General features: G+C 68.4%; 19 protein-coding genes and 1 tRNA gene. 18 read left to right on the forward strand and 2 right to left on the reverse strand.

Annotated elements, in window-relative coordinates; translation table 11 throughout:
- The 4 genes from ABZX61_RS46295 to ABZX61_RS46310 are packed head-to-tail and all read left to right on the forward strand — an operon-like array spanning position 1 to position 2,494.
- Positions 1 to 501, forward strand: a complete 501-nt coding sequence (locus tag ABZX61_RS46295) for a SigE family RNA polymerase sigma factor (protein ID WP_350733406.1) — start codon at positions 1 to 3, stop codon at positions 499 to 501.
- A complete protein-coding gene (locus ABZX61_RS46300; RefSeq protein ID WP_355204521.1) occupies positions 498 to 1,379 on the forward strand; it encodes a PASTA domain-containing protein in 882 nt (293 codons plus the stop codon). Before ABZX61_RS46295 ends, ABZX61_RS46300 begins: the two co-directional genes overlap by 4 nt.
- A 41-nt stretch (positions 1,380 to 1,420) precedes the next feature.
- Positions 1,421 to 1,960, forward strand: coding sequence for a hypothetical protein (locus ABZX61_RS46305; protein WP_350733409.1), 540 nt, complete (start codon positions 1,421 to 1,423; stop codon positions 1,958 to 1,960).
- Between the two features lie 30 nt (positions 1,961 to 1,990).
- Positions 1,991 to 2,494: a hypothetical protein gene (locus ABZX61_RS46310; RefSeq protein ID WP_350733410.1), complete on the forward strand. Its 504-nt coding sequence runs from the start codon at positions 1,991 to 1,993 to the stop codon at positions 2,492 to 2,494.
- A gap of 4 nt (positions 2,495 to 2,498) precedes the next feature.
- Here the strand turns inward: ABZX61_RS46310 and ABZX61_RS46315 are convergent, their stop codons facing one another.
- Positions 2,499 to 3,707, reverse strand: a complete 1,209-nt coding sequence (locus tag ABZX61_RS46315) for a pyridoxal phosphate-dependent aminotransferase (RefSeq protein ID WP_350733411.1) — start codon at positions 3,705 to 3,707, stop codon at positions 2,499 to 2,501.
- Between the two features lie 161 nt (positions 3,708 to 3,868).
- Here ABZX61_RS46315 and ABZX61_RS46320 point away from each other — a divergent pair.
- The 9 genes from ABZX61_RS46320 (at position 3,869) to ABZX61_RS46360 (ending at position 11,126) form a co-directional block, all read left to right on the forward strand.
- Positions 3,869 to 3,941 (forward strand) — tRNA-Trp (locus ABZX61_RS46320).
- Positions 3,942 to 4,019: 78 nt separating this feature from the next.
- On the forward strand, positions 4,020 to 4,262 hold the full coding sequence (secE, locus tag ABZX61_RS46325; RefSeq protein WP_355204525.1) for a preprotein translocase subunit SecE: 243 nt from the start codon (positions 4,020 to 4,022) through the stop codon (positions 4,260 to 4,262).
- A 66-nt stretch (positions 4,263 to 4,328) separates the two neighbouring features.
- Positions 4,329 to 5,093, forward strand: coding sequence for a transcription termination/antitermination protein NusG (gene nusG, locus ABZX61_RS46330; RefSeq protein WP_350733413.1), 765 nt, complete (start codon positions 4,329 to 4,331; stop codon positions 5,091 to 5,093).
- Between the two features lie 121 nt (positions 5,094 to 5,214).
- The gene (gene rplK / locus ABZX61_RS46335) at positions 5,215 to 5,646 is read left to right on the forward strand and encodes a 50S ribosomal protein L11 (RefSeq protein WP_138719455.1); all 432 of its coding nucleotides are present in this window, start codon (positions 5,215 to 5,217) and stop codon (positions 5,644 to 5,646) included.
- A gap of 58 nt (positions 5,647 to 5,704) precedes the next feature.
- Positions 5,705 to 6,424, forward strand: coding sequence for a 50S ribosomal protein L1 (gene rplA / locus ABZX61_RS46340; protein ID WP_350733415.1), 720 nt, complete (start codon positions 5,705 to 5,707; stop codon positions 6,422 to 6,424).
- A gap of 618 nt (positions 6,425 to 7,042) precedes the next feature.
- The gene (locus ABZX61_RS46345; protein ID WP_355204529.1) at positions 7,043 to 7,864 is read left to right on the forward strand and encodes an LppX_LprAFG lipoprotein; all 822 of its coding nucleotides are present in this window, start codon (positions 7,043 to 7,045) and stop codon (positions 7,862 to 7,864) included.
- 240 nt (positions 7,865 to 8,104) lie between these two features.
- Complete coding sequence (gene rplJ, locus ABZX61_RS46350) at positions 8,105 to 8,629, forward strand: 50S ribosomal protein L10 (protein ID WP_350733418.1); 525 nt, start codon at positions 8,105 to 8,107, stop codon at positions 8,627 to 8,629.
- Between the two features lie 72 nt (positions 8,630 to 8,701).
- Entirely contained in the window at positions 8,702 to 9,091 is a 390-nt protein-coding gene (gene rplL / locus ABZX61_RS46355) for a 50S ribosomal protein L7/L12 (RefSeq protein WP_350733420.1), read from the forward strand.
- Between the two features lie 145 nt (positions 9,092 to 9,236).
- Complete coding sequence (locus ABZX61_RS46360) at positions 9,237 to 11,126, forward strand: glycosyltransferase family 39 protein (protein ID WP_355204534.1); 1,890 nt, start codon at positions 9,237 to 9,239, stop codon at positions 11,124 to 11,126.
- Here ABZX61_RS46360 and ABZX61_RS46365 read toward each other — a convergent pair.
- A complete protein-coding gene (locus tag ABZX61_RS46365; RefSeq protein ID WP_355204536.1) occupies positions 11,113 to 11,517 on the reverse strand; it encodes a nuclear transport factor 2 family protein in 405 nt (134 codons plus the stop codon). The two genes, ABZX61_RS46360 and ABZX61_RS46365, sit on opposite strands and share 14 nt — an antisense overlap.
- A 90-nt stretch (positions 11,518 to 11,607) precedes the next feature.
- Between ABZX61_RS46365 and ABZX61_RS46370 the strand changes: the two genes are divergently transcribed.
- From ABZX61_RS46370 to rpoB, 5 genes are all read left to right on the forward strand, one after another.
- Positions 11,608 to 12,174: a TetR family transcriptional regulator gene (locus tag ABZX61_RS46370; protein WP_350733425.1), complete on the forward strand. Its 567-nt coding sequence runs from the start codon at positions 11,608 to 11,610 to the stop codon at positions 12,172 to 12,174.
- A gap of 97 nt (positions 12,175 to 12,271) precedes the next feature.
- A complete protein-coding gene (locus ABZX61_RS46375) occupies positions 12,272 to 13,273 on the forward strand; it encodes an ABC transporter ATP-binding protein (protein WP_355204539.1) in 1,002 nt (333 codons plus the stop codon).
- A 196-nt stretch (positions 13,274 to 13,469) separates the two neighbouring features.
- Entirely contained in the window at positions 13,470 to 13,970 is a 501-nt protein-coding gene (locus tag ABZX61_RS46380) for a hypothetical protein (protein ID WP_355204541.1), read from the forward strand.
- Between the two features lie 16 nt (positions 13,971 to 13,986).
- A complete protein-coding gene (locus tag ABZX61_RS46385; protein ID WP_355204543.1) occupies positions 13,987 to 14,484 on the forward strand; it encodes a hypothetical protein in 498 nt (165 codons plus the stop codon).
- A 436-nt stretch (positions 14,485 to 14,920) separates the two neighbouring features.
- The coding region (gene rpoB, locus ABZX61_RS46390) for a DNA-directed RNA polymerase subunit beta (protein ID WP_355204545.1) at positions 14,921 to 17,622 on the forward strand (2,702 nt) is incomplete at its 3' end.

Genomic DNA, 17,622 nt, shown 5'->3' on the forward strand with positions numbered 1-17,622 from the left:
ATGACAGATGACGATGAAGCGGCCTTCGACGAGTTCCTGGCCGCCCGGAGCACCTCGCTGCTGCGCACCGCGATCCTGGTCTGCGGAGCGACCGAGCACGACGCCGAGGACCTGGTGCAGCACGCGCTGGAGAAGGTCTACCGGCACTGGCCGCGGATCAGGCGCGACAACCCGGAGGCCTACGCGCGCAAGGTCGTCGTGAACGCGGCGATCAGCAAGGCGCGGCGGCGCAAGATCGTGCAGGAGATCACCTTCGCCCGGCCGCCCGAGACCGCCGCCGACGCTCCCGACCTCGACCTGCGCCACGCGCTCATCAGGGAGCTGCGCAGGCTGCCGCCGAAGATGCGGGCCGTGCTCGTCCTGCGCTACTGGGAGGACCAGTCGGAAGGGAACACCGCGGCCCTGCTGGGCTGCTCGGTCGGGACCGTGAAGAGCCAGGCGGCGCGGGGGCTCGCCAGGATCCGCGAAAACATGACTGTCGCAAAGGAAGTGACCAGATGAGGATCGAGGACGACCTCGCGGACGCCATGCGGGCGCACGTCTCCGACGTGCAGGCCCCGCCGGACCTGGGCAGGTCCGTACGGCGCGGCAACCGCTCGCGCGTGCTCCGCTTTCGCGTGGCGGGCGCGGCGCTCGTCACGGCGGCGGTAGCGGTGGCCGTGCCCGTGGCGCTGAACTCCGGGGAACCCGCCGGAGGGGAGGCCGCGACCGGTCAGGACCGGGCCGTGGTGCGGAACGACGTGACCGTGCCGGACGTGACGGGCAAGCCCGTCACCGAGGCGGTGCCCCTCCTGCGCGCAGCCGGGCTGCTGGCCGACATGGCGGCGGAGGAAGTGCGGAACAACCGGGTGATCGCCCAGAAGCCCGCGGCCGGGGCGCAGGTCGCGCCCGGCAGCCATGTCGAGCTCACCCTGGAGCCGCCGCCTGTCACGATGCCGCAGGACCTGGGCGATCTGGGCGACGGGCGGGAGTTCGGCGGCATCCGCCTGGATTACCTGCCGGAAGGGCTCGAATGGGGCAAGTGGTCGGGCAAGGACGGGTTCGGCAAGCACAGTTTCACCACCACTTATGACAAGCCGGGCAACGAGCCTGGGCACTACTCCGTACAGGTGATCGTGTTCGAGGGAGAGGCCGCCAAGAGCGCCATGGCCCGCTTCCCCAAGGCCGGCGCCGAGACCGTGGACATCGGCGGCACGAAGGCGCGCCTGGCGACGCTCGGTGAGGGCGGCGAGGTCGTGTCGGAGGGCACGCTCACGATCGCCTGGAAGCTGCGCGACGGGCTCGTGGTCGAGGTGTGCTTCAGCCCCGACTACGCCAAGGACGTGGACGGCCCGACCGAGGCGAAGAAGATCGCGGAAGGCATCCGCGCGACCGGCTGAACCCGCGGTACGGATGAGGCCGAATGGGGGATCAACCTTGCATGATCCCTGAGGGGCCTGCCGGCATCGGGCAGGGAGGCCGCGCGACGCTCACGGCGCTGGCCTTCGCGGCGACATCTCTGATCATCTACGCGCTCTTCTCCTCGGGGTTCGGGCGTCCGCGCCCGGCCCCTGTGGAGGGCCCTGTCATGGTCGGGGCCTCCGTCGCCGAGGCCACCCTCGCGGTGGTCTCCGACGATCTCTGGCTCACCTACCTCCCCGCGGGGCTGGAGCGCAGCGGCGGGGGACCCGTCAAGCCGAAGGGGTCGTGGGCCAGGTTCGGCTCGGCCCAGCGGTTCGTGGAGGCCCAGGTCGAGCCCGCCGCCGACTGGGTGAGCTACACCAGGAAGGCCGCCCTGCTCGACGCCCGCCCCGTCACCGTGCGCGGCAGGCCCGCCGTGGTCGGCAGGCATCCGAACGGCGGTCGGATGATCATCTGGATGGAGCGCGCGGGCACGGGGGCGTGGATCCGGGTCAGCGATTCCCTCGGTGGCGAACTGGTGGCAATTGCTGCCTCAGTCAAGAGTCCTGTAGGAGACTAAGAGCCTTTTCCATGCGTTCTTGGGGGGTCGATGCGGCGTCTGGCAGCGGTGCTCCTCATGTTCGCGCTGAGCGGGTGCGGGGCGGACGACGTGCCCGCGCCCGAGGCGATCGCCTCGCCGCCGTCCTCCGCGCATGCCCCGCACCAGGGCGTCTGGCTGGCCTGCGGCCAGACCAAGGTGGGGCTGCCCGCCATGCCCGAGGGGATGACCAGGGCGGGCTCGTTCGGCCGCCTGGGCTCGCTCACCCGCCCGCTGGAGGCCAAGGGCGTGATCTGGCGGCGCGAGGACGAGCAGATGTACGTCGGCGTCGTGTGCGGGGCGCGGACCGCCGAGGAGTTCGTCACGCTGGTCGCCGGGTCGTCGCTGACGGCGTACCGGGGCATGCCGGCGCTGCGCTGGAACACGCGCACCGGCGTGCGCAACTTCATGTGGCTGCAGCGGCCGGGCACCGCGGTCTACGTCGCCGCGACGCCCGGCCTGGCCGCCCAGATCAGGCACGTCGCCGCCGGCGTTGCCCTGGACCAGGCACCCTGAACGACTAGTGCGCCTCTGACAGCAGCTTGGCCACCCGGCTGACGCCCTCGACCAGGTCGTCGTCGCCCAGCGCGTACGACAGGCGGAAGTAGCCCGGCGTGCCGAACGCCTCACCCGGCACCACCGCCACCTCGGCCTCCTCCAGGATCAGCTCGGCCAGCTCGCCGGACGACTGCGGCCGACGGCCGCGCAACTCCTTGCCGATCAGCTCCTTGACCGACGGGTACGCGTAGAACGCCCCCTTCGGTTCCGGGCAGAACACGCCCGGGATCTCGTTGAGCATCCGGACCATCGTCTGGCGGCGCCGGTCGAACGCCGTGCGCATCTCCGCCACCGCCGACAGGTCGCCGGACACCGCGGCCAGCGCGGCCACCTGGGACACGTTGGCGACGTTGGAGGTGGCGTGGGACTGCAGGTTGGTGGCCGCCTTGACGACGTCGGAGGGGCCGATCAGCCAGCCCACGCGCCAGCCGGTCATCGCGTAGGTCTTGGCCACGCCGTTGAGGATCACGACCCGGTCGCCGAGCTCGGGGACGGCCGTGGCGATGCTGGTGAACTCGGCGCCGCCGTACACGAGGTGCTCGTAGATCTCGTCCGTGACGACCCACAGGCCGTGCTCGGCCGCCCAGCGGCCGATCGCCTCCGTCTGCTCGCGGGAGTAGACCGCGCCCGTCGGGTTGCACGGCGAGACGAACAGCAGGACCTTGGTCCGCTCGGTGCGCGCGGCCTCCAGCTGCTCGACGCTCGCCAGGTAGCCGGTGGACTCGTCGGTTACGACGTCGACCTGCACGCCGCCGGCCAGCTTGATCGCCTCGGGATAGGTGGTCCAGTAGGGCGCCACGACCAGGACCTCGTCGCCCGGGTCGAGCAGCGTCGCGAACGCCTCGTAGACCGCCTGCTTGCCGCCGTTGGTGACCAGCACCTGCGAGGCCTCGACCGCGTAGCCGGAGTCGCGCCGGGTCTTGTCGGCGATGGCCTGCTTGAGCTCGGGCAGGCCGCCCGCCGGCGTGTACTTGTGGAAGCGCGGCTCGCGGGCGGCCTGGATCGCCGCCTCGACGATGTAGCCGGGCGTCGGGAAGTCGGGCTCGCCCGCGCCGAAGCCGATGACGGGCCGCCCTGCCGCCTTCATCGCCTTGGCCTTGGCGTCCACGGCGAGCGTGGCGGACTCGGAAATAGCGGAGATTCTCGCGGAGACGCGGGGTCGGGTGGACATGGCTCCATGGTCCCATGTGCTCGGTGACCTGGGCGATCGGGATTGGGTTCGACGTACCCGGCAATCACCCGTATGCTTTCGATCGGTCCTTCCGCACCGCATGTCGGCGAGCGGTTCGGTCCAGGCAGTGGGTCGATCAGGGTAGTCTGGTCTAGCAACATAGGGCACTGGCGCAATTGGTAGCGCACCGGTCTCCAAAACCGGCGGTTGGGGGTTCGAGTCCCTCGTGCCCTGCGAGTGCGGTCCGCGCAATAATGGGCGTGTAAGCGCGCCGCAAAACTGCGTTGGATACGACAGATTCAGGTGAGGACTGTGGCGATCGACACGCGCGGCGAGACCGCCGACAAGCCGAGTGGCGAAAAGAAGACGCGCACTTCGCCTGCCCTTTTCTATCGGCAGGTCGTCAACGAGCTCCGCAAGGTCATCTGGCCGACACGCAAGGATCTCATCACCTACACCACGGTCGTTCTGGTATTCGTCCTGATCATGGTGGCGATCGTGTACGGGCTCGACAGCGCCCTGGGATGGGCAGTCCTCAAGGTCTTCGGCGGCTGATCCAGACGCCGCCGGTGACAGCTGACGGAGTCGCCAGTTCGATACGACGAAAGAGGAAGAGTCACCGTGTCCGAGTCTTCAGTTCCGGCCGGCGAGTCCCGCGAGGAGTGGGACGACGAGCTGGAAGAGGCCACTGAGGAGTCCGCCGAGGAGGCGGAGCTCCAGGAGGAGGCCGAGGTCGCGGAGAGCGACGAGGCAGCCGAGGCTTCCGACGTCGAGGACGAGACGGTTCTTCCCGACGTCGATCCCGTCGAGGAGTTCAAGAGCTCGCTGCGCGGCCTTCCCGGTGAGTGGTACGTCATCCACTCCTACGCCGGTTACGAGAATCGCGTGAAGTCCAACATCGAGAGCCGCAACGTGTCGCTCAACATGGAGGACTACATCTACCAGGTCGAGGTGCCGACGCACACCGTCCAGGAGTTCAAGAGCGGCAAGAAGGTGCCGGTCAAGGAGCGCGTGCTGCCCGGCTATGTGCTGGTGCGCATGGAGCTGACCGACGAGTCCTGGGCCGCCGTGCGTAACACGCCCGGTGTGACCGGCTTCGTCGGCCTGTCCAACAAGCCGAGCCCGCTCAGCCTCGACGAGGTCGCCAAGCTGCTGGCGCCCGAGCCGACCGAGGAGACCAAGAAGGCCGCCTCCAAGGCGAGCGCCGGCCCCGCGGTCGAGTTCGAGATCGGCGAGTCCGTCACGGTCATGGACGGCCCGTTCGCCACGCTGCCGGCCTCGGTGAGCGAGATCAGCCCCGAGTCGCAGAAGCTCAAGGTGCTCGTCTCGATCTTCGGCCGCGAGACCCCGGTCGAGCTCTCGTTCAACCAGGTCTCGAAGATCTAGGACAATCACATACACTGAGACGTTCGGTCGGCCGCCTGATCATGAGGGCGGCCTCCGACGTGTCAGGGCTGCAATCCGCTGGCCCTGACAGGCATCGCAATCAGGACCCGGAGAAGGACAAATGCCTCCGAAGAAGAAAATCGCCGCTCTGGTGAAGGTCCAGCTCCCCGCTGGACAGGCCACCCCGGCGCCGCCGGTGGGTACCGCGCTCGGTCCCCACGGTGTGAACATCATGGACTTCGTCAAGCAGTACAACGCTGCGACGGAGTCCCAGCGGGGCAACATCATCCCCGTTGAGATCACCATTTTCGAAGACCGCAGCTTCACCTTCATCACGAAGACGCCGCCGGCGCCTGAGCTGATCAAGAAGGCCCTGGGTCTCGACAAGGGCAGCGCGGTCCCGCACCGCGACAAGGTGGGCAAGCTCAGCCGCGAGCAGCTGCGCAGCATCGCCGAGACGAAGATGCCCGACCTCAACGCCAACGACATCGAGGCGGCCGAGAAGATCATCGCCGGCACCGCCCGGTCGATGGGCATCACCGTCGCCGAGTAACACCCTTTCCAGACGTTGTGGGAGGGCCCTCGGGCCCGCGTACCACTAGGAGTTAGCAATGAAGCGCAGCAAGGCGCACAAGGACGCGGCAGGCAAGGTCGACCGCGACAAGCTCTACACGCCCATCGAGGCAGCGAAGCTGGCCAAGGAGACCTCGACCACCAAGTTCGACGCCACCGTTGAGGTCGCGCTGCGGCTGGGCGTCGACCCTCGTAAGGCCGACCAGATCGTGCGCGGCACGGTCAACCTCCCGCACGGCACCGGCAAGACCGCCCGGGTCCTGGTCTTCGCGACCGGTGACCGTGCCGAGGCGGCCCGCGAGGTGGGTGCCGACATCGTCGGCGCCGACGAGCTGATCGACGAGATCTCCAAGGGCAACCGGCTCAACGAGTTCGACGCCGTGGTGGCCACGCCCGACATGATGGGCAAGGTGGGTCGCCTGGGCCGCGTGCTCGGTCCGCGCGGTCTCATGCCCAACCCCAAGACCGGCACGGTGACGCCCGACGTCGCCAAGGCCGTCACGGAGATCAAGGGCGGCAAGATCGAGTTCCGCACCGACCGCCAGGCCAACCTCCACTTCATCATCGGCAAGACGTCGTTCGGCGAGCGCCAGCTCATCGAGAACTACGCCGCCGCCCTTGACGAGGTGCTGCGTCTCAAGCCGTCCGCGGCCAAGGGGCGCTACCTGAAGAAGGTCACGTTCTCCACGACCATGGGCCCCGGCGTCCCGGTCGACCCGAACGTCACGCGCGGCCTCACCGCTGAGCTCGACGCGTAAGCGTTTTTCTGATCGAGCCTCGCCCGGTTTCGGGCGGGGCTCTTTCTTTTTCCTCCGGCCGGCCGTGGTTTCTCGCGGAGGGCCGTTTTCCCGCGGTGGGCCGTGGCCACCGCCCCGCCGTACGGGGATCGCCTCCGAGTGGCGCGGGACGGGCGCCCGGATTCACGCGCCCTGTGCCACGACGGCCGCTCGCACGTCGGCCGCTCGCACGTCGGTCGCCCGCGCCACGGCCGCCCGCACCACAGCCCACCCGCACGATGGCCGCCACCCACGGTCCGCCCGCACGACGGCCCCCCGCACCCGGGGACCCGGGCGGGGCCGGGCGCTTCGATGCGGCTTGCCGGTGGCTTTGGGGCGGGCGTGTGCAGCGCTGTCGGTCGCGCTCGGGCGGTGGATGGGGCCGCTCGGGCGGTGGGCAGGGCCGTGATCGCGGTGTGGTGGCGTTCCGCCTCGCGGCGCCGGGCTGGGGTGGCTCGCACGAGGTCTTCAGGCAGGTGGGCCTGGGCTGAGTCGAGTTGTGCAGGGAATGTGTGAGGGGTGTGGGGGATAACCCTGGGTTTTCCCTTATTTATGAGGGGAAGTCGCAACGGCGATGCCACTTAAAAGTAGGGTCAAGACATGCTGAAGCGCACGATAGGACTCACTGCGGCCGGTGCCGCGCTCGTCGTGGCGGCGGTCGCCGGTTGTGGATCGAACGCCCAGCCCATCCAGGTCAACCTGGCCGCCTCTGAGGTGCTCGCGCAGGCCGCGCAGAAGACCTCCGAGGTCAGCAGCTACACGGTCGACGCCGTGGTGAACGTCACGCACCCGCAGGAGGGCTCGGGCAAGGTGCAGGGGCGCATGCTCTACCAGAGCAAGCCCCAGCTCGCCGTGGACCTCACCCTGGACACCGTCGACATGGGCGGGAAGAGCCTGCCGGGCGGCGTGCGCGCCGTGCTGCAGGGCGACACCGTCTACGTCAAGGTGGAGGCGCTCAAGGACCTCGTGGGCGCGACCAAGCCGTGGATCAAGGTATCGCTCAGCGAGATGGGCGACTCCTCGCAGGTGAACGACTACCTGAGCAAGATCCAGCAGTTCGACCTGGGCAACGTGACCAAGCTCGTCACGGCTTCGCAGGACGTGAAGTCGGCCGGCAACGAGAGCGTCAACGGCACGGACACCACGCACTACAGCGGCACCTTCCCGGTGGACGCGGCCGTGCAGCTGCTGCCCGCCGACCAGCAGGAGCAGGCGCGTACGAACCTGGCGGAGCTCAAGGACGTCAAGTTCGACATCTGGGTGGGCTCCGACGGCCTGCCGCGCAAGCTCGCGCTGAACGGCTCCAAGGAAGGCGCCACGCTCGACGCCACCCTGCTCTTCAAGGGCTTCAACGAGCCGGTGACCATCGAGGCCCCGCCCGCTGACCAGGTCGGGGAGATGCCCAAGGGCACGACCAACTGAGAACGATTTGGAAACTCGGCGGCCAGGACGTACTCTGGTCGTTGCCGAAGACCGCCGGTCGTCGTCAGGTGCCTCAATGCCTGGCGACCGAAGGATCCACATCTTGTGGACGGCCCGCGCAGGTGTGATGCGAGTTTCCCACATGGTGTGACCCATGTGCGTGAGCCCCGTGTGCGCCCTGCGCCCGGGGCTGTTCTCATTTTCAGGGCCTTCGCCGGCGGCACATCTGGAAGGAGGCCCATGGCGAGGGCGGATAAGGCGACAGCGGTTGCCGAGCTCAAGAGTGAGTTCGAAGGCAGCGCTGCCGCCGTTCTGACCGAGTACCGCGGTCTCACCGTCGCGCAGCTCAAGGAGCTGCGTAAGTCTCTCGGTGAGAATGCGAAGTTCGCCGTGGCGAAGAACACCCTGACCAAGATTGCGGCCAACCAGGCCGGATTCTCGGGTCTCGATGACCTGCTCGCCGGTCCGACCGCGATCGCCTTCGTCAACGGCGACGTTGTCGAGGCCGCCAAGGGTCTGCGTGACTTCGCCAAGGCCAATCCCCTTCTGGTGATCAAGGGCGGTGTCCTCGAGGGCAAGACGCTCGACGCCACCGAGATCACCAAGCTCGCCGACCTCGAGTCCCGCGAGGTCCTCCTCGCGAAGCTTGCTGGCGCGCTCAAGGCGAAGCAGAGCGCTGCCGCTGCTGTGTTCGCCGCGCTCCCCACGCAGATGGCTCAGCTGGCCGACGCCCTGCGCGCGAAGCGCGACGAGGCGGGCGAGTAACACGGGGGTTGCCGCAAGACCCGCGGTCCCGTTTCTAGTTTCAGCAAGTCCCGAACGTAAGGAAAAAGCATCATGGCGAAGCTCAGCACCGACGAGCTGCTCGACGCGTTCAAGGAGATGACCCTCCTCGAGCTGTCCGAGTTCGTGAAGCAGTTCGAAGAGGTCTTCGACGTCAAGGCCGCCGCCCCCGTCGCCGTTGCCGCCGCCGCCCCCGCGGGTGGCGCCGAGGCCCCGGCCGTTGAGGAGCAGGACGAGTTCGACGTCATCCTCGAGGCTGCCGGCGACAAGAAGATCCAGGTCATCAAGGAGATCCGCGCCCTCACGTCCCTGGGCCTCAAGGAGGCCAAGGACCTGGTGGACGGCGCTCCCAAGGCCGTCTTCGACGGCAAGGTCAACAAGGAGCAGGCGGAGAAGGCCAAGGCTGCCCTCGAGGGCGCCGGCGCCACCGTGACCGTCAAGTAAGACGGTTTCTGTTCGCTGAAAAGGGGCGGGGACATCCTGGTGCCGGATGTCCGCCGCCCCTTTTTCGTGCCCTGAGCGGCCTCGCTCAGGAGATTCTCATGTCCGTCTCATCGGGCCGCGAAGCGGCTTGCCTAGCGTGCGAGCTGTGGTTACCGAAGCGAAGTCCCGTTGGGCGCTGACCGCCCTGCTCATAGGCACCGGAGTGCTCTACATCTGGGGTCTCGGCGCCTCCGGATGGGCAAATTCGTTCTATTCGGCGGCCGTTCAGGCGGGCAGTCAGAGCTGGACGGCGTTCTTCTTCGGGTCCTCCGACGCCGCGAACGCGATAACCGTCGACAAGACGCCCGCCTCCTTGTGGCCGATGGCGCTCAGCGTGCGGCTGTTCGGGCTCAATTCCTGGGCCATTCTCATTCCTCAGGCGCTCATGGGCGTCGGCACGGTGGCGCTGGTGTACGCGTCCGTGCGCAGGTTGACCAACGTCTGGGCCGGGCTGCTGGCCGGGGCCGTGATGGCGTTGACGCCGGTGGCCGTGTTGATGTTCAGGTTCAACAACCCCGACGCGCTGCTGGTGCTGCTGCTGACGGCGGCCGGGTACTGCGTGGTGCGGGCGCAGGAACGCGGGGCCACGCGGTGGCTGGTGCTGGCGGGGGCGGCGATCGGGTTCGCGTTCCTGGCGAAGATGTTGCAGGCGTTTCTGGTGTTGCCGGGGTTCGCCCTGGTTTATCTCGTCACGGCGCCGGTGCCGTTCTGGCGGCGGATGTGGCAGTTGTCGCTGGCCGGTGTGGCCATGGTGGTCTCGGCCGGGTGGTGGGTGCTGGCGGTGGCGCTGGTGCCGGCCTCCGAGCGGCCGTACATCGGGGGTTCCCAGACCAACAGCGTGCTGGAGCTGGCGCTCGGCTACAACGGGATCGGGCGGCTCAACGGCGGTGACTACGGCGGGCTGGGCAACCTGAACCAGCAGGCCGGGTGGCTGCGGCTGTTCGACACCGAGGCGGGCGGGCAGATCGCCTGGCTGCTTCCGGCGGCGCTGGTGCTCCTGGCCGCCGTCACCTGGGTCACCCGGCGGGCGCCGCGGGTCGATCCGGTCCGGGCCGCCACCTGGGTCTGGGGGAGCTGGCTGATCGTGACCGGGCTGGTCTTCAGCCTGATGCAGGGCATCTTCCACGCGTACTACACCGTGGCCCTGGCTCCGGCGATCGCGGTGCTGGTGGGCATGGGGGCGGCCGTCCTGTGGGAGCGGCGGGCGTACCGGCCGCCGGCGGTGATCACGGCCGGCACTGCCGTGTGGTCGTACGTGCTGCTGTCGCGCAGCGCGGAGTGGAACTCCTGGCTGGGCGTGGTCGTGCTGGTGGCGGGGCTGGGGGCGGCCCTGGCGATGTTGTTCGCGCGCCGGGCCCTGGTCGTGGTGGCCGTCGCCGTGGTGGCCTGCCTGGCGTCCCTGGCGGGGCCGGCCGCGTACGCGGTGGACACGGCCTCGTCGGCGCACACCGGAGCCATTCCGACGGCGGGGCCCTCCACGGGTGGCAGGGGCTTCGGCGGGCCCGGCGGGTTCGGTGGCGGCGGCCAGCAGTTCCGGCGGATGCCCGGGAACGGCCCGTCAGCCGGCCGGCAGGCGTTCCAGGCGCCGCCCGGTGGCCGGGGGATGGGGCGGGGCGGCATGGGCGGGCTGCTCAACGCGGGCGCTCCGGCCGCCGAGCTGACCGCGCTGCTGAAGACGGACGCCTCCGCGTACACGTGGGCGGCGGCGACGGTGGGCTCCAACAACGCGGCCGGCTACCAGCTCGCCGCCGGCGCGCCGGTGATGGCGGTGGGCGGCTTCAACGGCACCGACCCCGCGCCGACGCTGGAGCAGTTCAAGCAGTACGTCGCCGAGAAGAAGATCCATTACTTCATCGGCACGGGGATGGGGATGGGGATGGGCGGCCGCAGCACGGGCGGCAGCGACGACGCGGCCCGGATCGCGGCCTGGGTGCAGGAGACCTTCACCGCCACCACCGTGGGAGGGACGACGGTCTTCGACCTCACGCAGGCTTGAGCGCGGCGGCGGCGCGGACCTGGGTGACGGCGCCGGTGTCCATGTAGTCCCTGGTGTGGATGATCAGGCCGTTCCTGATCCTGAGCACGAGCAGGCCCGGGACGGTGATCGACTGCCCGGCGACCGTGACGAACGTGTCCTGCTCCACCAGCACGACCTCCGGGTCGGTCGCCTGGTGGAGCGAGACCCGCCGTACCTCGTCGGGCTTGAACGGCATCGCGCCCCACATCGCCCGGTACCCGGCGCGGATCTCCTCCCTCCCCTTGAACGGCGCCAGCCCCCCGAACGGGAACTCGTGCAGCGCGTCCTCCGCGTAGAGGCCGGCCAGTTCGTCGGCGGACTTGTGGAGCATGGCCGCGTGGTAGGCGGTGACGATCTCTTCGATGGACATGGGGAATCCCTCCCAGTTCGCTCAACAGACGTTGACTCAACGAGCGTAGAGCGACTAGGGGAGGTCGGTCAACGCATGTAGAGTCGGGACGTGGTCGAGAAGGGGCTTCCGCGGGCCGAGCGGCGGCGCAGGAGCGAGGAGCGGATCCTGGAGTCCGCCAGGGCGCTGTTCGCCGAGGTCGGGTTCGAGCGGGCCACCATCAGGGCCATCGCCAAGCGGGCCGAAGTCGATCCCGCCCTCGTGATGCAGTACTTCGGCAGCAAGCAGGAGCTCTTCCAGCGGGCCGTGCGGGTGGCGCCGGTCGCGCACGGCGCGCTGGGCGCCGACGAGGTGGTCGAGCAGGTGCTCGGCACGCTCGGCCTGAAGCTGGGCGAGCTGCCGCAGAGCTCGCTGGCCATGATGCGGTCCATGCTCACGCACCCCGAGGCGGCCGTCTCGGCGCGCAAGGTGCTGGGTGCGCAGATCGACCGGCTGGCCCAGGTCGTACCGGGCGAGGACGCGAGGCTGCGGGCGGCGCTGATGATGATGATTATGCTCGGCGTGACCGTCGGGCATCAGCTGCTCGACCTCGACGAGCTGCGCGGGGTGCCGCAGGAGGAGATCGCCCGGCTGCTGCGGCCCGGCCTGCAGGCGCTCGCCGGTCCGGAGGGCTCATAACCGCGCCGTAACAAGTTATTGGAACGGGTTCCAATTCGGTCGGCCGCCGTTACGGTTGAGAGGCCCCTGAATACTGCCTGCGATCGGAAGGTGTCCGGTGGGAGTCGAGGTCGTGGTCGACGGGCTGACCAAGTCGTTCGGCCGGCAGGTCATCTGGGAGGACGTCTCGCTCACGCTCCCCGCGGGCGAGATCTCCGTCCTGCTCGGCCCCTCGGGCACCGGGAAGTCGGTCTTCCTCAAGACGCTGGTGGGCCTGCTGCGGCCCGATCGCGGCCACATCTGGATCGACGGCTACGACCTGGCCAACTGCAACGAGAACAAGCTCTACGAGCTGCGCCGGCTGTTCGGGGTGCTCTTCCAGGACGGGGCGCTGTTCGGCTCGCTCAACCTCTACGACAACATCGCCTTCCCGCTGCGCGAGCACACCAAGAAGACCGAGTCGCAGATCCGCCAGATCGTGATGGAGAAGGTGGAGCTGGTCGGCCTGGTCGGCGCGGAGTCCAAGCTGCCCGGGGAGATCTCCGGCGGCATGCGCAAGCGCGCGGGGCTGGCCAGGGCGCTGGTGCTGGACCCGGAGATCATCCTGTTCGACGAGCCCGACTCCGGCCTCGACCCGGTCCGCACCGCGCTGCTCAACCAGACCATCGTCGACCTCAACGCCGAGATCGAGGCGACGTTCCTGATCGTGACGCACGACATCAACACCGCCCGTACGGTCCCCGACAGCATCGGGATGCTGTTCAGGCGCGAGCTGGTCATGTTCGGCCCGCGCGAGATGCTGCTGTCGAGCGACGAGCCGGTGGTGCGGCAGTTCCTCAACGCCAGGAGGCACGGCCCCATCGGCATGTCGGAGGAGAAGGACCTCTCCGAGCTGGAGGCCGAAGCCCAGATGGGGCTCGACCCTGGCGTGCTGCCGCCGATCCCGCCGCAGCTCATGCCGACCGGCAACCGGATCCGTCGTTCGCAGCAGCCGCCGGGGACGTGGCTGGCGGCCAACGGCGTGATCCCGCCGCAGGGGTCGTTCGTCGACGAACGCGGGCGTAACTGGCTGGAGGAGTATCCCCGCCTCGTGAACGCCTACCTCCACGGCGTTCAGTGACCCCCTGACTTTCCTGTCAGGTACGGCGGTGCCAGGCCGTCAGCGGGCAACTCAGGGCCGCCTGGGGGCATATCGGGGAGATCCGGGCTCGTTGCCCGATTCGCGCCACGTCCTCTACCGTCTCGGTTGGTTCAGGGGCTCCAGTGCGGCGCCGGGGGTTATGATCCGGCGACCGGCTGGGGAAGGGGTGAGTGACGTGGCAGGACTTGCCGCCCGGCCCGCCCGCATCCTGATCGCCGCGCTCAGCGGAGTGCTCGCGGTGCTGGTCGGCCTGGGCGTGTGGATCGCCGCGCAGGCGCGCGAGGAGCAGGGCAGGGCAGGCGACAAGCAGGCGGCGCTCCTGGCGGCGGGGACCCACGCGAAGAACCTGATCTCGCTCGACTACAAGACCGTCGACGCCGACATCAGGCGCATCCTCGACACCTCGACCGGGCCGGCCAGGGCGGAGTACGAGGCCAGCGCCGCCAAGCTCAAGTCCACCACGGTCCAGAACAAGGTCATCCAGCACGGCGTGCTGCGTGCCACGGGGCTGGCCTCCTTGGCCGGCACCACGGCCAAGGTGCTGGTCGTGGCCGACGTGGAGATCCGCTGGGACGGCTCCAAGAGCCCGCCGCAGGAGCGGTACTACCGCTGGTCGATGGAGCTGGCCAAGGTCGGCGGCGCCTGGCTGGTGTCCAAGGCGGTGCAGGTGGCATGAGGTGGTGGAGGGCCAGGTGAGGACGGTCACGATCGTGCTGCTGGGGATCCTCGTGGTGGTGGCCGGGGTGCTGGTGCCCACGATGTGGTTCAACCTGCGCGACCTGCGGGCGGCCGACGCGGCCGGGACGCAGGCGATGGCGGCGGCCAAGGAGGTGGCGCCCGATCTGCTCTCCTACGACTACCGGACGGTGGAGGAGGATCTGGCCCGGGCGGGGACGCACACGACCGGGGAGTTGACCAAGCACTACAAGGAGCTGACCACGTCCCTGGTGTCCAGGGCCAAGGCGCAGAAGATCGTGCAGACGGTGGCCGTGGCGGGGGCGGCGGTGGAGCGGGCGGCGCCCGATCGCGTAGAGGTTCTGCTGTTCGTGAACACGGGTATGGTCAAGAACGTTCCGGGCGAGGCTGCGCCACAGCAAGAGTTCACCCAGAACCGCGCCAGGTTCGTCATGGTCCGGCAAGGATCACGCTGGCTGGTGGCCGACCTGTCGACCCTGCTGGGGACCGCCTGACGCCCACGGCGCGCCGCTTCGTTCAATTGTTACCAAAAATCAGGTTTAGCGAAGCCATTGGAGCGGGTATCTCCGTCACAGCTACACCGGTTGTCGGCATGGGTTCGGCCCCCGGTGTGACGGAGCGTTAACCGCCCCCGTTCGCGGGTATCGTCTTGGGCCTGGCGGTAGGCGCCCGGTCACACAGGGGAGAAAACCCAGCGTCCGGGCCCCTAGTCGGCTAAAAGTCGGGCTTGTGGGCTTGACGTTTCCGCCTGAACGGGCGATGCTGCGACCAACGTGGAGCATGAAGCGAGAGCGAAGTGGACAGGCGTGTGCCGTTCGGCTACACTGCCCCTTTGCGCTGCCCTTTGACGACCCGCTCCGCTTGCTCACGTTGCGAGGTTGTCTGGCGTGCGTGTAGTCAGTCCGCCGCGAGCCCTCGGAAGGACATCTGTTGGCAGCCTCGCGCAACGCCTCCGCCGTACCCGCTGGTCCCCGTCGCGTGTCATTCGCGCGCATCCAGGAGCCCCTCGAAGTTCCTGACCTTCTCGCTCTGCAGACCGAGTCGTTCGACTGGCTGCTCGGAAACGAGAAGTGGAAGGCCCGGGTAGAGGCGGCTCGCCAGGCCGGGCGCAAGGACGTCCCGACTCAGTCGGGCCTCGAAGAGATCTTCGAAGAGATCAGTCCGATCGAGGACTTCTCGGGGACCATGTCCTTGTCGTTCCGCGACCACCGATTCGAGCCGCCGAAGTACTCAGTAGATGAGTGCAAAGACAAGGACATGACCTTCTCCGCCCCGATGTTCGTGACGGCGGAGTTCATCAATAACACCACCGGTGAGATCAAGAGCCAGACGGTGTTCATGGGCGATTTCCCGCTCATGACGCCGAAGGGCACGTTCATCATCAACGGCACCGAGCGTGTCGTGGTCTCGCAGCTGGTCCGTTCGCCCGGCGTCTACTTCGAACGCAATGTCGACAAGACGTCCGACAAGGACCTGTTCGGCTGCAAGGTCATCCCGTCGCGGGGTGCCTGGCTGGAGTTCGAGATCGACAAGCGCGACAGCGTCGGTGTGCGCATCGACCGCAAGCGCAAGCAGGCCGTCACGGTGCTGCTCAAGGCGCTGGGCTGGACCAGCGAGCAGATCCTCGAGAAGTTCGGCCAGTACGAGTCCATGCGGGCCACCCTGGAGAAGGACCACACGGCCGGCCAGGATGACGCGCTGCTGGACATCTACCGCAAGCTGCGGCCGGGTGAGCCGCCGACCAAGGAGTCGGCGCAGACCCTGCTGGAGAACCTCTATTTCAACCCCAAGCGGTACGACCTGGCCAAGGTCGGTCGTTACAAGATCAACAAGAAGCTCGGGGTCGACTCGGAGATCTCGCAGGGCACCCTGACCGAGGACGACATCGTCGCCACGATCGAGTACATCGTCCGCCTGCACGCGGGCGAGGAGTCGATGCCGGGTGCCAACGACCGCGAGATCATCGTCGAGGTCGACGACATCGACCACTTCGGCAACCGTCGTCTGCGCAGTGTCGGCGAGCTCATCCAGAACCAGGTCCGCCTGGGCCTGGCCCGTATGGAGCGCGTCGTTCGCGAGCGTATGACCACGCAGGACGTCGAGGCGATCACGCCGCAGACCCTGATCAACATCCGCCCGGTCGTGGCGTCGATCAAGGAGTTCTTCGGCACCTCGCAGCTGTCGCAGTTCATGGACCAGACCAACCCGCTGGCCGGCCTGACGCACAAGCGGCGTCTGTCCGCGCTGGGTCCCGGTGGTCTGTCCCGTGAGCGGGCCGGCTTCGAGGTCCGTGACGTGCACCCGTCCCACTACGGCCGGATGTGTCCGATCGAGACCCCTGAAGGCCCGAACATCGGCCTCATCGGCTCGCTGGCCTCCTACGGCCGGATCAACGCCTTCGGGTTCGTCGAGACGCCTTACCGCAAGGTCGTCGACGGCAAGGTCACCGAGCAGGTCGACTACCTCACGGCCGACGAGGAAGACCGCTACGTCAAGGCGCAGGCCAACACGGTGCTCAACGCCGACGGCTCGTTCGCCGAGCCTCGCGTCCTGGTCCGCACCAAGGGCGGTGAGACCGAGCTCATGCGGGCCGAGGAGGTCGACTACATCGACGTGTCGCCGCGCCAGATGGTGTCGGTGGCCACCGCGATGATCCCCTTCCTCGAGCATGACGACGCCAACCGCGCGCTCATGGGCTCCAACATGCAGAGGCAGTCCGTGCCGCTGCTGAAGAGCGAGTCGCCGCTGGTCGGCACCGGCATGGAATACCGTGCCGCGACCGACGCCGGCGACGTCATCAACGCCGAGAAGGCCGGTGTGGTCGAGGAGGTCTCCGCCGACTACATCACCGTCATGAACGACGACGGCACGCGCACCACCTACCGTGTCGCCAAGTTCAAGCGCTCCAACCAGGGCACCTCGTTCAACCAGAAGCCCATCGTCGCCGAGGGCGACCGGGTCGAGGTCAACCAGGTCATCGCCGACGGTCCCTGCACCGACCAGGGCGAGATGGCGCTGGGCAAGAACCTCCTGGTGGCGTTCATGCCGTGGGAGGGCCACAACTACGAAGACGCGATCATCCTGTCCCAGCGACTGGTGCAGGACGACGTGCTCTCCTCGATCCACATCGAGGAGCACGAGGTCGACGCCCGCGACACCAAGCTGGGCCCCGAGGAGATCACCCGGGACATCCCGAACGTCTCCGAGGAGGTCCTGGCCGACCTCGACGAGCGCGGCATCATCCGCATCGGCGCCGAGGTCGTCCCCGGTGACATCCTGGTCGGCAAGGTCACGCCCAAGGGTGAGACCGAGCTGACGCCGGAGGAGCGGCTGCTGCGCGCGATCTTCGGTGAGAAGGCCCGCGAAGTCCGCGACACCTCGCTGAAGGTGCCGCACGGCGAGCAGGGCAAGGTCATCGGCGTCCGGGTGTTCTCCCGCGAGGAGGGCGACGAGCTGCCTCCCGGTGTGAACGAGCTGGTCCGCGTCTACGTGGCCCAGAAGCGCAAGATCACCGACGGCGACAAGCTGGCCGGCCGGCACGGCAACAAGGGCGTCATCTCCAAGATCCTGCCCGTCGAGGACATGCCGTTCCTGGAGGACGGCACGCCGGTCGACATCATCCTCAACCCGCT

The sequence above is a fragment of the Nonomuraea sp. NPDC003709 genome, assembly GCF_040610775.1.
Lineage (GTDB): Bacteria > Actinomycetota > Actinomycetes > Streptosporangiales > Streptosporangiaceae > Nonomuraea > Nonomuraea angiospora_A.

Excerpts from the sequence above, each read along its gene's own strand:
- ABZX61_RS46295 (WP_350733406.1), top strand. The coding sequence starts at position 1 with ATGACAGATGACGATGAAGCGGCCTTCGACGAGTTCCTGGCCGCCCGG.
- ABZX61_RS46300 (WP_355204521.1), top strand. The coding sequence starts at position 498 with ATGAGGATCGAGGACGACCTCGCGGACGCCATGCGGGCGCACGTCTCC.
- ABZX61_RS46305 (WP_350733409.1), top strand. The coding sequence starts at position 1,421 with ATGATCCCTGAGGGGCCTGCCGGCATCGGGCAGGGAGGCCGCGCGACG.
- ABZX61_RS46310 (WP_350733410.1), top strand. The coding sequence starts at position 1,991 with ATGCGGCGTCTGGCAGCGGTGCTCCTCATGTTCGCGCTGAGCGGGTGC.
- ABZX61_RS46315 (WP_350733411.1), bottom strand. The coding sequence starts at position 3,707 with ATGTCCACCCGACCCCGCGTCTCCGCGAGAATCTCCGCTATTTCCGAG.
- rplK (WP_138719455.1), top strand. The coding sequence starts at position 5,215 with ATGCCTCCGAAGAAGAAAATCGCCGCTCTGGTGAAGGTCCAGCTCCCC.
- rplA (WP_350733415.1), top strand. The coding sequence starts at position 5,705 with ATGAAGCGCAGCAAGGCGCACAAGGACGCGGCAGGCAAGGTCGACCGC.
- ABZX61_RS46345 (WP_355204529.1), top strand. The coding sequence starts at position 7,043 with ATGCTGAAGCGCACGATAGGACTCACTGCGGCCGGTGCCGCGCTCGTC.
- rplJ (WP_350733418.1), top strand. The coding sequence starts at position 8,105 with ATGGCGAGGGCGGATAAGGCGACAGCGGTTGCCGAGCTCAAGAGTGAG.
- rplL (WP_350733420.1), top strand. The coding sequence starts at position 8,702 with ATGGCGAAGCTCAGCACCGACGAGCTGCTCGACGCGTTCAAGGAGATG.
- ABZX61_RS46365 (WP_355204536.1), bottom strand. The coding sequence starts at position 11,517 with ATGTCCATCGAAGAGATCGTCACCGCCTACCACGCGGCCATGCTCCAC.